Source organism: Massilia sp. Soil_C_3 (assembly GCF_057657035.1).
The window spans coordinates 508,928-524,637 of record NZ_JBDGJG010000001.1 but is presented as its reverse complement, the minus strand read 5'-3'; the positions used below and the strand labels follow the sequence as shown (position 1 = coordinate 524,637).

The window sequence follows — 15,710 nt, the reverse complement described above, 5'->3', positions numbered from 1 at the left end:
ATGAAAGTTGGCAAGCCTTTTGTCGCGCGTTCCACGCTTGTACAGACAACAATCGGTTGCAGCAATCTGACATCCCTCCTTGCGCATGAGCGCCACCTGATGCGCATCTTGCGCTACCTCATTCCCGACGCGGCTACCGATGCAACAGTCGATTCAAGCCCGGCTGCCGCTCGTGTTGATTGTAGACACAAACAGGTACTAAGAGGTGCCAAGGTAGTGATCTGCAATAAGGATCTGGCCCTCACCAGCGCGGCATCCGAATATTCCCATCCACTGGAGTGTCGGACCATGACTGAAACCCTGCTTTCCCGTTCCGTGCGCCGCCTGTTCGCGGGCGGCGGCGCCGCCGGCCTGGCGCTCGCCGGCCCCGTGCTGCTGGCCCTGCCCCACCCTGCTCTCGCGCAAGAGGCTGCTCCCGTGGCCCGCGTCGAGATCACCGGCTCGAACATCCGCCGCGCCCAGGCCGAGACCGCGTCCAGCGTGCTCACCGTCAACCGCAACGACATCGAGCGCTCGGGCAAGACCACGGTGGCCGAGCTGCTGCAGACCCTCGCGGTCGACAACCAGGGCTCGGTGCCGATGAGCTTTGGCAGCGGCTTCGCAGCCGGCGCCTCGGGCATCTCGCTGCGCGGCCTTGGCACGGCCTCGACCCTGGTGCTGCTCAACGGCCGCCGCATGGCGCCCTACGGCCTGGCCGACGACGGCCAGAAGGTATTCGCCGACCTGAACGTGATCCCGACCGACGCCGTCGAGCGCATCGAGATCCTCAAGGACGGCGCCTCGGCCATCTATGGTTCGGACGCGATTGCCGGCGTGGTCAACATCATCCTGCGCCGCAATTTCCAGGGCACCAGCGCACGCGCCCTGTACGGCAGCGGCGAGGCCGGCGACGGCCAGCAGCACAACCTGGCCCTGGCCTGGGGCTTCGGCAACCTCGACACCGACCGCTACAACGTGCTGGTCAACGTCGAGTACAAGCACACGCAAGAAATCTGGTACCGCAACCGCGGCAACCGCGACTACATCGGCAAGATCGACCTGCGGCCCTATGGCTATTCGGCCCAGGAAGGCTTTGGCGGCACCGGCGCCATCACCGGCAACAACCAGTCGGGCAACGCCATCAACGGCAATGTGCGCAACCCCGACACGCTGGACTACTACAACCGCGGCAACCTGGCCGGACCCGGCTTCACGCGCACCTTCCCGGGCGCCGCCTGCGGCAACTTCACCAACCACCCGCAGGGCGATCCGGGCGGCGGCTGCCTGGTCGACTCAGGCTTCCTGTACAACCAGATCCAGCCCGACAGCGAAAACCTGTCGCTGTACACCCGCGGCACGCTCAAGTTGCAGGGCGATACCGAGGCCTATGCCGAACTGAATCTGTACAACAGCCTGGCCCAGTCCAGCACCACGCCGAACCCGATCGCGGCCAGCGTCGGCTATCCTGGCGGCCCGGTCAGCAACGCCGGCGTCCAGCTCGGCGCCGAGCACCCCGACAACCCGTACTTCGGCAGCGCGGCGCGGCTGCGCTACCTGCCCTTCGACGTCGGTCCGCGCCAATCCGACATCTCTTCGAACTTCCTGCGCGCCCTGTTCGGCGCGCGCGGCACAAGCGGCGCCTGGGATTGGGATACCTCGCTGCTGTATTCGACCAGCAGGGTCGACAACGACCGCCGCGGCTACCTGCAGCGCGACGCCACCTTCGCCCTGCTCGACCCGTCGCCCGAGAACGTGGCGGCGGCCCAGGCCAATCCCGGCTACCGCGCCCTGCCGGCGGGTTCCTATTGGCGCATCGCCGAAAGCGCGGGCCTGAATTCGCCGGGCGTGTACGCCGCCCTGTCGCCGACCATCTCCAACGATGCCAAGACCGAGATCGCCCAGGTCGACTTCAAGGCCTCGCGCGAGATCGGCAAGCTGGCCGGCGGCGCGGTGGGCGTGGCCCTGGGCGCCGAATTCCGCCACGAATCGGCGCGGCTGGATCCGACCGAAGGTACCGAGCGCGGCAATATCATCGGCCTGGGCTATTCGGCCTATGACGGGCAGCGCAACGTGACCGGCATTTATGGCGAGGTGCTGGCGCCGGTGCTGCCGGGGCTCGAACTGACCGGCGCCATGCGCTACGACCACTTCACCGACGTGGGCGACGCCTGGACCCCGAAGGTCGGCGTCAAGTGGAACCCGCGGCGCGAGCTGGCGCTGCGCGCCACCTGGGCCAAGGGCTTCCGCGCGCCGAGTCCGGCCGAGAACGGCGTCGGCGGCCTGGCGGCCTTCGCCAACGCCACCGATCCGGTCCGCTGCGCGCTGGGCGTGCAGACCGCCTGCAGCCCGGCGTCGGTGTCGGTGATTACATCGCCCAACCAGGACCTGAGCCCGGAACGCTCGAAGAGCTGGAATATCGGCGCGATCTGGGATCCGCTGCCGCGCACCAGTTTCTCGCTCGACTTTTGGAACATCAAGCGCAAGAACGAGATCAACCAGCAACAGATTGATGCCGCGATCGCGGCCGGCGACGTGGCGCGCGATCCGAGCACGGCGGTACCGACGATTCCGGGCGACCCGGGCGCGATCACGGCGGTGCTGGCCGAATACGTGAACTCGGCCGAGACCGAGGTGCGCGGCATCGACCTCGACGCGCGCCAGGGCTTCGGGCTGCCGAACAACTGGGGCACCCTGACCTTCGACGTCAAGTACACCTACCTCGACAAGTGGGAGCGCACCGAACAGGACGGCACCACGCGCGATTACGCTGGCACCCACGGCAACTGCGACGTCAGCAACTGCATGGGCACGCCGGACCACAAGGCCAACCTGCGCGCGACCTGGGAGCGCGCCAACTGGCGCGTGTCGGCCAATGTCAACTACCGCGGGTCGATCGACAACACCTTCTTCAAGGACGATCCGGAAGGCTGCGCCAGCCACTTCGCCAACGGCGACGATGCGCCGAGCGATTGCGAACTGGCTTCGTTCACCACGGTCGACCTGGTGTTCCGCTGGAAGCCGCAGCCGCGCTGGGAAATCTACGGTTCGATCCAGAACGTGTTCGACAAGCAGGCGCCGCTCGATCCGCTGACCTATGGCGCGGTCTCGTACAACCCGCTCGACTATTACGGCGCGATCGGCCGCTTCTTCACGCTGGGGGCGAGATACGCGTTCTGATGTGATTGCGGTTAAACGCGAAGAGTTGCTCGTGCCGGTGGCACGAACAACTCTTCTCGTCAGCGCAGGAGCGGAGGTCGATCAACCGCCGAAGTGATAATTCAACTCGACCCAGCCGGTACGGCCTGCCGGGCTGTAGCTGCCCACCGCATAATTCGGCCAGCCGCCGGTCGTGTCGTGCTTGATGCGGTCGAACACATTGTTGACGATGGCCGACAGGGTCAGGCGGTCATTCACGCGATACACGACGCTGGCGTTGACCAGGGTGGTCGGCGTCAGGTAGTCGGTCTGCGCCGAGTTCGGGATCTTGCCGTAGCGGGTGGCGAACACGGTCGACGACCAGGCGCCCCCGTTCCAGTTCAGGCTGGCCGCCAGCTTGTCCGGCCAATCCGAACTGGTGAGCGAATTGAGTTCGTCGCGCACCGTGTCGCCGGCAAACTGTTTCGAGCGGCGGGTCAGGGTCTTCGAATAATTGCCGCGCAAAGTGAACGTGCCCCAGGCCGCGGTGCGCAGTGCATAGCGGGCGCTCACGTCGATGCCGCTGCTCGATTCCTGGGCCGCATTGATCGGATTGACGCGGATCTCGCGGATCTCGCCCGGACGCACCGGCGAATTGGCCTCGTAGCGGGTGATGCGCGAGATCGTGTCCGCGCACAGCGAAGACCCGATATCCAGCGAGCCCAGGCGGCAGGCCGCTTCGTCGCGCAGCAGCTGGTCGGCCGACAGATTGGTCACCAGGTCGTCGATCTTGATGTCCCAGTAATCGACCGAGGCATCGAAGTTCGTGCTCGGCGACCAGACGATGCCGGCGCCATACGACTTGCCCTGCTCCGGCTTGAGGTCGGCGCTGCCGTACTGCACGTAGTCGGCGCCCGGCGAGTAGCTGGCGAATTCGCAGTTCGCCAGCGGCTGGCCGGTCAGGCCGCAGCGGTAGTGGTCGGTGGTCGACGAGTAATAGCCGGTGCCGCGCGCCTTGTAGATGTAATTCATGTCCGGCGCGCGGAAGCTGGTGGCGTAGTTGGCGCGCACCAGCAGCTCGCGGGTCGGCCGCAGCTCCAGGCCGCCGGCATAGGTGAACTTGCCGCTGTCGCGCTCGGCGAATTCATACCGGTCGTAACGGCCGGCCAGGGTCGCGGTCAGGATCTTGTGCAAGGGGATGCTGGCCTCGGTGCCGAGCGCATAGCGGTTGCGGGTGCCGGCCGTGACGGCGGTGTTCGGCGCCAGGTTGAAGTAGCCGGCGTTGATGCGCTCGTCGGGTGCGTTGGTAAAGCCCTGGCGGCCGGCTTCGGCCACCACCGCCAGTTGCAGCGGGCCGGCCGGCAGTTGTGCTACTTCCCCATTGGCGCTGGCCGACACCGTGTGGGTCCAGGATTCGTCGTCGCTTTCGGCATAGCCGGTGATGGTCCCGAATTCATCCGGGTTCACGCGGGTCGCCAGCCGCGCCGGGTCCGGCGCGTAGATGGCGACGCCGCTGGCGTCCGTTCCCAGGCGCGGCCCGAGGAAGAAGCTGTCGATGTTCGACAGTGCGCGCGGGGTCTTGCCCTTGCTCTCGTACCACGAGGCGCTGTAGCCGGCTTCCCACTTCCAGCTGGTGCCGGGCACGATGCCGCGCGCGCCGAGCGAGGCGGCGACGGCGCCGTCTTCCCAGAAGCGGTTGTAGCGCGACAGGCCGCCCATCTCTTCCGGCGAAATGTAGCGGGTCCAGGCTTCGTAATGGCCCGTGCCCTGGTTCAGGAAGTAACCGTTGTTGAGAGAGTTCGACGTCCACGACGGACCGCGCGTGTTGTTGACCGTATTGTTACGGCCCAGCAGGACGTCGGCGAACAGCGTCGTGTTCTCGTCGAGCTCATAGGTGGCGCTGCCGAAGGCGTTCTTGCTCTGGTTCTCGGTCTGCACCGACCAGTAGGTGGGACTCACTTTATTGCTGGCGCAGTAGTTACCGGTGCGCGAAGCGTAGTTGACGACGCTGCCGCCGAACAGGTCGCCCAGTTGCCCGCAGGTCGCGCCCGGATCGATGTAGCGCCCCACGGTGGCGTCGCGCCGCGACAGCATATTGGTCGGGGCGCCCGAACGTTCGGCCATGAAATCGCGCTGGTAGGCGCCGATCGGATTGCGTTCCGAGTACTCGAGCGCGAACACGGTGCTCAGGCGGTCGAACTGCTTGCCGCCAGTGACTTGCACGCGCCGCTCGGAGCCGCCGCTGCGGCTGGTGCCACCGAGCTTGACGTTGACGTCGACGCCCTCGGCCTTTTTCTTGAGGATGATGTTGACCACGCCGGCGATCGCGTCCGAGCCATAGATGGCGGAAGCGCCGCCGGACAGGATCTCGATGCGTTCGACGATCGACGATGGAATGTTCGCCAGGTTGGTGAAGTTGACCGTGCCCTCATACGCGATCGGGAAATCGGCCAGACGCCGGCCATTGAGCAGGACCAGCGTGTGGTTTGGCCCCAGGCCGCGCAGGCTGATGGTGTTGGCCGACGGCGTGAAGGTATTGCCGAAGTCGGCGCCCTGCACGAAGCCGCTGTTCTGCACCTGGTTGTTCAGGGCGTCGAACACGTTCTTGTAACCCTGGCGCGTGATCTCGTCGCCGGTGATGACGGTGACCGCCGATGGACCGTCCAGCTGCGCGCGGGCGATGCGCGAACCGGTGACGAGGACCGACGCGGGCGCGGCGTTGGTGGTGGTGGCGGCCGACGCATCGGCGGAGGTCGACGCCGTCTGGGCGTGGGCCAGCAACGGCGCGCCGATGGCGGCGGCCAGGAGGTAGGTATGTTTCATGATTGGCTTGTTTTTATTGGGAAACGAACTCTAACAAGCCAACAAGTCAGTACAAACGAATTATTCTGAGCAACTTTATAACAATAATGTTTGGCGCTGTCCGCACCAGTAAAAACGCCCGGCGCAAGGCCGGGCGTTTTTATCGAAGAACAGAAAACCGGATCAAGCGGTGCCGCCCACCGTTACCCCATCGATGCGCAGGGTCGGCTGGCCGACGCCCACCGGCACGCTCTGGCCCTCCTTGCCGCATACGCCGACGCCCGAATCCAGGCGCATGTCGTTGCCGATCATCGAGATGCGGTTCATCACTTCCGGGCCGTTGCCGATCAGGGTTGCGCCCTTCACCGGATAGGTGATCTTGCCGTCCTCGATCATATAGGCCTCGCTGGCCGAGAACACGAACTTGCCGTTGGTGATATCGACCTGGCCGCCGCCGAAATTGGCTGCGTAGATGCCGTTCTTGACCGAGGCCAGGATTTCCTGCGGGTCCTTGTCGCCGCCGAGCATATAGGTATTGGTCATGCGCGGCATCGGCAGGTGGGCGAACGATTCGCGGCGCGCATTGCCGGTGACCGGCATCTTCATCAGGCGCGCATTCATCGTGTCCTGGATATAGCCCTTCAGGATGCCGTCCTCGATCAGCGTGGTGCACTGAGTCGGGTTGCCTTCGTCGTCGATGTTCAGCGAACCGCGGCGGTCTTGCAGGGTGCCGTCGTCGACCACGGTCACGCCCTTGGCCGCCACGCGCTGGCCGATCATGCCGGCATACGAGGACGAGCCCTTGCGGTTGAAGTCGCCCTCCAGGCCGTGGCCGACCGCCTCGTGCAGCAGCACGCCGGGCCAGCCCGGTCCCAGCACGATGGTCATCGGACCGGCCGGGGCCGGACGCGCCTCCAGGTTGACGCAGGCCGATTTGACGGCCTCGGTGGCGTAGCGGTCCAGCACCTCGTCGTCGAAGTAGCCATAGTCGAAACGGCCGCCGCCGCCCGAGGAGCCGACTTCGCGCCGGCCGTTCTGCTCGGCGATCACGGTCACCGACACGCGCACCAGCGGACGGATGTCGGCCGCCAGCACGCCGTCGCTGCGCACCACCAGCACCACGTCGTATTCGCCGGCCAGGCCCGCCATCACCTGCACCACGCGCGGATCTTTTGCGCGCGCCATCTTTTCGACGCGCTCGAGCAGTTTCATTTTCGCGGTCGCGTCGAGCGAGGCCAGCGGATCGTTGGGCAGGTAGAGCGAGCGGCCGCCGGTGGGCAGCGCGCTGCCGGCCACCTTGATGCGCCCGGCGCCCTGGCGACCGATGGTGCGGGTGGCGGCGGCAGCGTCGAGCAGCGCCGCTTCGGAAATCTCGTCGGAATACGCAAACGCCGTCTTGTCGCCCGAGATGGCGCGCACGCCGACGCCCTGGTCGATCGAGAAGCTGCCGGTCTTGACGATGCCTTCTTCCAGGCTCCAGCCTTCGCTCTTGGTGAACTGAAAGTACAGGTCGGCGTAGTCGACCTTGTGCGTGAACATCGTCCCCAGCGCGCGCAGCAGCTTGCCCTCGTCGAGGCCGAATGGCGTCAACAGCACGTCGCGGGCGACGGCGATGGAGGAAAGATTCGGTTCGAATGGAGTCATGTATGCGTTCGGTATTTTCTGGGATAGGTCATTGTGCCATATCCAGTGTTTTCACACTGGACGCATGCTGGACGCGTCCACGCCATTCCTTACATCTTGCGGTGGCGCAATGCCGGCAAGCTCTCGCGCACCCCGGCCAGGTAAGCCGGATCGAGTTCACCCGCGACCACGCCCTCGCCTTCCGGCAGCACCGCCTTGACCTCGCCCCAGGGGTCGACCAGCATGCTGTGTCCGTAGGTGCGGCGGCCGTTGACGTGCATCCCGCCCTGGGCCGCGGCCAGCACATAGCACTGGTTCTCGATCGCGCGCGCGCGCAGCAGCACTTCCCAATGCGCGCGGCCGGTGGTGTGGGTGAAGGCGGCCGGCACGATGATCAGGGCGCACTCGCCCATCGCGCGGTACAGCTCGGGGAAACGCAGGTCGTAGCACACCGACAGGCCGACCCGGCCGAACGGCGCATCGAACACGCCCACCGTCTCGCCCGGCACGATGGTGCGCGCCTCGTCATACGATTCGGCGCCCTTGTTGAAGCCGAACAGGTGGATCTTGTCGTAGCGGCTCATCGACCGGCCCTGCGGGTCATAGACAAGGGTGGTGTTGAGCACCTTGCCGGCCTCTCGCGAGACCATCGGCAAGGTGCCGCCGACCAGCCAGATCCCGTGTTCGCGCGCCAGCCGCGCCATGCCCTCCTGGATCGGGCCGCTGCCCGGCTGCTCCGCGTGCGCGACCTTGTCGGCATCAACCATGCCCATGATCGGCCAGTATTCCGGCAGGGCCACCAGGGTGGCGCCCCGGCCAGCGGCCTCGGCCACCAGGCGGCGCATGGTGGCCAGGTTCTCGCCGACCTCGGGGGTGGAAACCATCTGGATCGCGGCTACGGTCGTCATATCACTCCTTCTTGGCTGGCTCAGTGGCCGGTACAGTGGCGGCGGCCGCCGGCGGATTGTCGATTTTCGTGATGACCGGCGCCTTCCACGGCCCCGTCACCTGCATTTCATAGGTCAGCGCCTTCATCACCGGCGCGCGCAGGAACAGCTGGGCCAGATAGCCTCCCAGGCCGATCACCGGGTTGACCGCCAGGCCATACACCAGCGGCCCGGTGCCCAGGTTGAATTCCGGGATCACCACCACGCGCAGGTTGGTCGATTCGTTGGCGATGTCGGCGCTGCCGTTCATCAGGACGGTGGCCGCCACCCCATGCATTCTAAGGTTGTCGGTGCGCACCACCCCGCGCTGGATCATGGCGTTGGCGCTGATGCCGTCGAACGCCAGGCCTTCCGAGAACACGTCGTGGAAATCGAGCTTGAGCAGGCGCGGCAGCGCTTGCAGGCTGAGCACGCCCAGCAGCTTGGCGGCGCCCGGGTCCTGCTTGAGGAACTGGCCCGATTCCACGTTCATCTCGATCTGGCCCGACAGGCTCGGGATGTCCATCGCATACGGCAGGCCGGCCCACGAGATATCGCCGCTCAGGGTGCCATTGCCGCGCCCGATCGTGCCGGGAAAGCCCAGGCGGTCGAGCAGCTTGCCGGCGTCGTCCATGTGGAGCGCGAAGTTCAGGCTGGTATTGCTCTTGCCATCCTTGGTCAGCCAGCGGCCATTCGCCTTCAGCTGGCCATCCGGATTGGCGAGCAGGACCCGGTCGATGCGCCATTCGCGGCCCGCCAGCGCGCGCACATTGCTGGCGCGCAGTTCCAGCCGGCCGAGGCGCTTGTCGAACAGCTCGAACTGCTCGGCCACGATGTCGAGCGACGGGATGGTGGCGCTGGCGCCCCGGCTCGACTCCAGCAAGTCCTTGACCTCGGCCTCGGCCGATTCGGGAATGGTGAGCGAGGCCAGGCGCGCCGTGACCTTGCCCAGGCCGCTCCTCGTCTCGGTCCAGGTGAGGTAGCCGCTGGCCTGGCGCGAATGCAGGTTCGCCTGCCAGGTGTCGCGCGTGTGGGTGGCGCCGACCACCACGTCGGCCACGCGCCGTTCGCCGATGGTCAGTTCGCCGATGCGTCCGGCCAGCACGGTCGGCAGGATGTACTGGGTGAAGTCGGCGCCGCCGGCAGCCGTCGCCGGTCCGACCATCGCGCCCGGCGCCGGCAGTGCTGCGCCGGCCGCCTCGTCCTCGCCGGCGATGGCGCGCCCGGCCGCCAGCCAGTGGTCGATATTGAGCACCTTGGAGTCGACGTGGACCATCATGCCTTCGTCGGGCAGCGGCGCCGGCACGTTCACGCCGATGCCGCCCTGGGTCACCCGCCACGGGCCCTTGCCCTGCTTCTCGCGCAGGTAGCGCGCCGCCAGGTTGGGGCCGACGCCGACCCGGATCTCGTCGCGCGCCAGGCCGGCCATGGTCGGCGCGCCTTCCAGCACGAAGCTGAGCGGCAGGCTGGCGTCGGCCGGCTTGTTGAGCGGGTGCGGCAATTCGACGCCCAGGCCCGACAGGCTGGAATCGATGGCGATCGTGCGTCGGCCTTCGCGCACCACGATCGAGCCGGTGTAGTGAGTGCTGCCCGACAGGCGCTCGGCCAGGCGCCCCAGCGCCGGCGCCGGCGCCGTGCGGCGCATGCCCTCGGCCGACAGCACGCCGTCGAGCAGCACCCGGGTGCTGCCGTCGCGCTGGGTGCCGCCGGCCACCGAGACCGGCTCGCCCAGGAAGTTCGCGCGGATCGCCTCCAGGCCGAAGCCGTGATCGTGGAAATCGATCCGGCCCTGGGCCGCCTGCAGGGTCGGCAGTTCGGGGAACAGACTGACGTCGTTGTTCTGCAATTGCAGGCTGCCCTGCACCTTGGTGTCATGCAGGTGCGAGAGCGGCATGCGCAATTTCAGGCCGAGCCTGGCGTTGCCGCTGCCTCGGGTGTCCTCGGTGAAGTGGCCGATCCAGTCCAGCACCGGCGTCACCGACACATAGCGCAGGAATTCCTGCAGCGGCCCGGCGCCCTGGCCGTCGATTTCGAGCATCATGTTCTCGTGGGCGCCGAGGTCGGGGATCACCGCCTTGACGTTCGACAGCGCCACGCCCAGCGTGCGCAGGGTCTTGCCGTGGATCTCCATACGCGCCCGGTCGAATGCGATGCTGCCGTCGATCGCCTCGGCCAGCGGCCACAGCGGCGTGCCGTCCGGATGGCGGTGGCCTGGCGCGTATTCGAGGCGCGCCCCTTCCAGCCGGCCGCTGACATTGAATTCGCCGCGCGCGCGCTCGGCGGCGTTGGCGGCATGAAACGGGAAGTGCGCCAGGTCGCCGCGCAGGCGCAGGCTGGCGTCCCGCAGGCGGCCGCCCTGCAGGGCGCCGACCAGCCAGTCGTGCAGGCTGTGCGGGGTGGCCAGCGGTAGATAACGCCCGATCTGGTCGATCGCGAAGCCATCCAGGCTGCCCGTGAAATCGGCGCTGCCGGCGCCGTGGCCGGGCTCGAGCGGCAGCACGTGGCGGCCCGATATCTCGCCGCTGAACCCGCCCTGGCGGAACGTCAGGTCGTCGACCTCGACTTGCAACTGTTTGCCTGGCTCGAGCCTCCAGCCGGCCTTGAGCGCCAGCCGGTCGAACGGCATGCGCGGCTCGGCGAACCAGGCCGGCATGAACAGCGCCAGTCCCTGCGAGTCCAGCGCCACGCTGCCGCCGCGCTCGTTCGCATCGATGTGACCGCTTAAGTGCTCGAAGCCGGGCGTGGCGGGCCGCGCCGGCAGCGCCGGCACGCCGCCCTGGGCGCCACGGGCCGGGCGCGCGGCGACGGCATTGAGGGCCAGGTCGGCGACGTCGCCGCGGATGCGCCAGCCGCTCACGTTCGGGTAGCGCCCATCCCATTCGGCGCTGACGTCCTGCAGCATGCCGCGCGGCGCATAGTCGGCCAGCAGCTGGCGCTGCACCGGCGTGACCGGCAGGTACTGGGCCAGCGCCGCCAGCGCGCCGATGTCGAGCCCGCGCGCGCGCAGGGCGCCGCGTTCGGGCTGGCCATTCTTCGCCGGACGCCAGGTTTCTTCGAGCGTGGCTGGCGGCAGCGCGCGGCCGCCCTGCACCGCCACCGCGAAATGATCCAGACGGATCGTGTGGCCGTGGGCGCCGAAGGTCGGCTTGCCGTCGGCCCCGTTCGGCAGCAATTCCTCGCGCGCCGACAGGCGGCCGCTGACCCGCGCCAGCTGCAGCGGCGCGATCTCCTTGCCGAGCCGCGCATTGACCCCGGCCAGGGCCAGGTCGGCGGTGAAGCCGGCCAGGCGCGCCTGGTCGAAGCTGAGCCAGGCGCGCAGCGAACCGCGGCCGCGCTCGAGCTGGATCGGATAGTCGACGAAGCGCTTCCAGGCGCCGAGGTCGACGTCGCGCAGGTCGGCGTACAGCTCGCCCTTCCAGCGCAGCACGTCCGACGGCCGCTCGCCGAAGCGGTGGCGGAACTGGGCGCGCACGTCGATCGGGCTGCCCAGCGCGCGCGGCGGAGTGGCCTGCAGCGCGAAGTGGTGGGTGCCCCAGCGATTGAGCAGCGCCAGGGTCACGCCTTCCAGCGCCAGCGGCGGCGTGCCGCGCAATTCATCGGTCCAGTCGACCCGGCCGTCGCGGATCACGATCTCGCGCTGGCGCAGCAGCCAGTCGGCGCCGCCGCCGCCGGCCTTGTTGGGGTCGAGCCGGACGCCGGCGACCTCGATCACGCCGTCCAGGCCGCGGCGCACCGCCAGCCGCGGCCCCTTGATCTCGAGCGAGGCGAAGCGCGGCTCGAAGGCGGCCACGCTCCACCAGCCCAGGGTCGCATCGACCTGCGGCAGCGCCAGCACCTGGCGCCCTGCGGCATCGTGCAGGCGCACCTCGCCAAGTGCCAGGGCCGGCCGCATACCGTGCCAGGATGCGGCCAGGCGCGCGATCGTGACCCGGCTGCCGAGGGCATTGCCGGCCATGCGCTCGATGTCGCTCTTGTACAGGTCGATGTTCGGGAGGATGGCGTAGCGCAGCACCAGGAACAGCACGGCGAGCGCGAAATACGCCAGCAGCACGAGCTTGATGGTAAAGCCGAGCACGTGGTGCGAGGCCAGGTTGGCCATGCGGTAGGCCGAACGCAGCCGCCGCCAGCGCACGGCGAGCGGCGATGCCGCAGTGGGCGCCTGCGGATCCGGGTTGTGCATCAAGGTGCTAATAACAAAGGCTCGCCGTAAATTTAACTCTTTAATAAAACAGGTCGCTTGCAACAGTCGCGGCGTCTACCTTACCATCGGTGCAACCCCAGGCAGCGATGGCCTGGCCATGGCCAGCAGCTCATCCCGTGCCCGTGCCATGCCCATGAAGCGGGCCATTCTACCGCATCGCAAATGACCCGCACCTTAAACCGCCCTCATCTACCAGGATCGACGATGACCACAGCTTCCCCCGCCTGCGCTTCACGTTTCGTCCAGCGCTGGCTCGATGCCGCGCCGGAGCGGGCCTCCCAATTGGCCGCATTGTCATCATTATCGCTGGGCGGCGCCGATTTCCGCGCGCTATTGGAGCGCGAACTGGGCAATGGGCTGCCGCTGGAACGGGCCATGCGCCGCGTGCGCAACCTGCTGGTTTCCACCATCGTGGCGCGCGACCTGGGCGGCCAGGCCGACCTCGACGAGGTGGTGACGGCCATGACGGCCTTCGCCGACTTCGCGCTCCAGACCCACGTCGCCGCCCTCACCGACGAGCTGGTGGCCAGCCACGGCATGCCGATGGGCGAGGAATCCGGCCGCCCCCAGCACCTGATGGTGCTGGCCATGGGCAAGCAGGGCGGCGGCGAACTCAATGTCTCGTCGGACATCGACCTGATCTTCGTCTATCCGGAAGACGGCGAGACCGCGGCCGCCCCCGGCCAGCGGCAGTTGTCGAACCACGAGTTCTTCGTGCGCCTCGGGCGGCGCCTGAACGCGGCCCTGTCCGAGGTGATCGAGGACGGCTTCACGTTCCGGGTCGACATGGCGCTGCGCCCCAACGGCAAATCCGGCCCGCTGGCGGCCAGCCTGGGCATGGTCGAGGAATACCTGATCGTCCAGGGCCGCGAATGGGAGCGCTATGCCTGGGTCAAGGCGCGCGCCGTCACCGGCACGCCTGACGACATCGCGGCGCTCGACGCCATCGTGCGGCCCTTCGTGTTCCGGCGCTACCTCGACTTCGGCGTGATCGACGCGATCCGCAATATGCACGCCCAGATCCGCGCCGAGGTGAAGCGCCAGGAGCGCCTGCATCCCGAGCGCAGCCACAACGTCAAGCTGGGGCGCGGCGGCATCCGCGAGATCGAGTTCCTGGCCCAGGTGTTCCAGCTGATCCGCGGCGGACGCGATCCGGCCCTGCGCGAGCGCTCCACCCGCAAGACCCTGCTGCTGCTGGCCGAGCGCGAGCTGCTGCCGCAAGAGACAGCCCTACGCCTGCTGCAGGCCTATGTATTCCTGCGCAATCTCGAGCACCGGGTGCAATACCTGGAAGACGCCCAGACCCATACCCTGCCGGTGAACGAGGACGACCGCCAGTCGGTGGCGCGCATGATGGGGTACGAGGATGAAGCGACCCTGCTGGCCAAACTCGACGAGCAGCGCAGCTACGTGGCCGGCCAGTTCGACGCGATCTTCGCCGACAAGGAAAAACCGGACGAAGACCCCGATGCGCCGGCCCTGGCCGACGAACTGGACAACGTGGAAGCGCTCGCCGCCCGCCTGGCCGCGCTCGGCTTCGACGACGCCCGTACGGCGGGCAGCCGCCTGGCCGCCACCCTGCAGGGCCCGCGCCTTACCAGCCTGCCCGACGCCAGCCGGGAAAAACTGCTGGCCCTGGTGGACGCGGCCCTGCCACTGGTCGTCAGCGTGGTGGTCGAGGCCGGGATCGGCAGCCAGGCCGCCACCCTGGGCCGCCTGCTCGACCTGTTCGAGGCGATCGCGCGCCGTTCGGCCTACCTGTCCCTGCTGACGGAATATCCGCACACGCTCGAGCGCGTGATCCGGATGATCAATGCCAGCGGCTGGGCCGCCACCTTCCTCACCCAGCACCCGATCCTGCTCGACGAGCTGCTGGACGACCGCAATGCCGGCGCCGGCGACCTCGGGCAGCTGGCCGCGCTGCTCGACGAACATTTAAGCGAAGCGGCGGGCGATACCGAGCGCCAGCTCGACATCCTGCGCGAAGCGCACCATGCGCAGCTGTTCCGCCTGCTTGCCCTGGACCTGGGCGGAGAACTGTCGGTAGAGCACCTGGCCGACCACCTGTCGGCCCTGGCCGACATGATCGTCGGCGCCGTGGTCAAGCATGCCTGGCGCGCGGTCAACGGCCGCCACCGCGAGGACCCGGCGTTCGCCGTCATCGCCTACGGCAAGCTGGGCGGCAAGGAGCTGGGCTATGTGTCGGACCTCGACGTGATCTTCCTGTACGACGACGAGGACCAGGACGCCCCGCCCCTGTATGCGCGCCTGGCCCAGCGCTTCATCACCTGGATGACGGCCCACACCGCGGCCGGCATCCTGTTCGACGTCGACATCGCCCTGCGGCCGGACGGCGCCAGCGGCATGCTGGTCTCCTCGGTCGCCGCCTTCGAGCGCTACCAGAACGATGCCGCCTGGCTGTGGGAGCACCAGGCACTGACGCGGGCCCGCTTCTGCGCCGGCGATGCGGCCATCGGCGCGCGCTTCGAGACGATCCGCGAGCAGGTGCTGCGCAAGGACCGTAGCGACCAGGAGGCCCGGCTCAGGGAAGAAGTGGTGAACATGCGCCAGCGCATGCGCGACGCCAACGTCAACCGCAGCGAGCTGTTCGACCTCAAGCACGACGCGGGCGGCATGATCGACATCGAGTTCATCGTGCAATACCTGGTGCTGCGCCACGCCGCACGCTACCCGCAGCTGACGGCGAACGCCGGCAATATCGCCCTGCTGCGCCGCTGCGGCGAGCTGGGCCTGATCGACGCCGGCCTGGCGGCCGAGGTTGCCGACGCCTACCGCGCCATGCGCAAGCTGCAGCACAGCGTGCGGCTGCAGGGCCAGGACAAGACCCGGGTCGAACCCGGCCTGGTCGGCCACCATCCAGACAGCGTGCAGCGCCTGTGGCATGCCTGTTTCGGCGCCTGATTCACCTCCTCCCTTCCCTCCCCTCCCATTGATTCGTATGCGCACCACCCCGGTGCGCGTGCGGGTCGCGCGCACCCAAATTACCCATCCATACACCTTTTATGCACTACCGCTAAGCGATT

General features: G+C 67.7%; 6 protein-coding genes. 2 read left to right on the top strand and 4 right to left on the bottom strand.

Annotation, left to right across the window (positions count from 1 at the left end; translation table 11 throughout):
• Positions 1–288: 288 nt before the first annotated feature.
• On the top strand, positions 289–3,156 hold the full coding sequence (locus AC3A6F_RS02290; RefSeq protein WP_487678337.1) for a TonB-dependent receptor: 2,868 nt from the start codon (positions 289–291) through the stop codon (positions 3,154–3,156).
• Between the two features lie 81 nt (positions 3,157–3,237).
• Here AC3A6F_RS02290 and AC3A6F_RS02285 read toward each other — a convergent pair whose 3' ends face one another.
• The 4 genes from AC3A6F_RS02285 to AC3A6F_RS02270 form a co-directional block, all read right to left on the bottom strand.
• Entirely contained in the window at positions 3,238–5,937 is a 2,700-nt protein-coding gene (locus AC3A6F_RS02285; RefSeq protein WP_487678336.1) for a TonB-dependent receptor plug domain-containing protein, read from the bottom strand.
• A 162-nt stretch (positions 5,938–6,099) separates the two neighbouring features.
• On the bottom strand, positions 6,100–7,560 hold the full coding sequence (gene tldD / locus AC3A6F_RS02280) for a metalloprotease TldD (protein WP_487678335.1): 1,461 nt from the start codon (positions 7,558–7,560) through the stop codon (positions 6,100–6,102).
• Positions 7,561–7,649: 89 nt separating this feature from the next.
• Entirely contained in the window at positions 7,650–8,447 is a 798-nt protein-coding gene (locus AC3A6F_RS02275) for a carbon-nitrogen hydrolase family protein (protein ID WP_487678334.1), read from the bottom strand.
• 1 nt (position 8,448) lies between these two features.
• Positions 8,449–12,645 carry a YhdP family protein gene (locus tag AC3A6F_RS02270; protein WP_487678333.1) on the bottom strand — a complete coding sequence of 1,399 codons (4,197 nt, stop codon included), beginning with the start codon at positions 12,643–12,645 and terminating at the stop codon, positions 8,449–8,451.
• Between the two features lie 225 nt (positions 12,646–12,870).
• On the opposite strand from AC3A6F_RS02270, the gene glnE reads away from it, so the two are divergent.
• Positions 12,871–15,588: a bifunctional [glutamate--ammonia ligase]-adenylyl-L-tyrosine phosphorylase/[glutamate--ammonia-ligase] adenylyltransferase gene (gene glnE / locus AC3A6F_RS02265; RefSeq protein WP_487678332.1), complete on the top strand. Its 2,718-nt coding sequence runs from the start codon at positions 12,871–12,873 to the stop codon at positions 15,586–15,588.
• Positions 15,589–15,710: the final 122 nt, after the last annotated feature.

Bases quoted from the DNA above. Each gene is read 5' to 3' on its own strand.
- tldD (WP_487678335.1), bottom strand. From the start codon at position 7,560: ATGACTCCATTCGAACCGAATCTTTCCTCCATCGCCGTCGCCCGCGAC.
- AC3A6F_RS02285 (WP_487678336.1), bottom strand. From the start codon at position 5,937: ATGAAACATACCTACCTCCTGGCCGCCGCCATCGGCGCGCCGTTGCTG.
- glnE (WP_487678332.1), top strand. From the start codon at position 12,871: ATGACCACAGCTTCCCCCGCCTGCGCTTCACGTTTCGTCCAGCGCTGG.
- AC3A6F_RS02275 (WP_487678334.1), bottom strand. From the start codon at position 8,447: ATGACGACCGTAGCCGCGATCCAGATGGTTTCCACCCCCGAGGTCGGC.
- AC3A6F_RS02290 (WP_487678337.1), top strand. From the start codon at position 289: ATGACTGAAACCCTGCTTTCCCGTTCCGTGCGCCGCCTGTTCGCGGGC.
- AC3A6F_RS02270 (WP_487678333.1), bottom strand. From the start codon at position 12,645: ATGCACAACCCGGATCCGCAGGCGCCCACTGCGGCATCGCCGCTCGCC.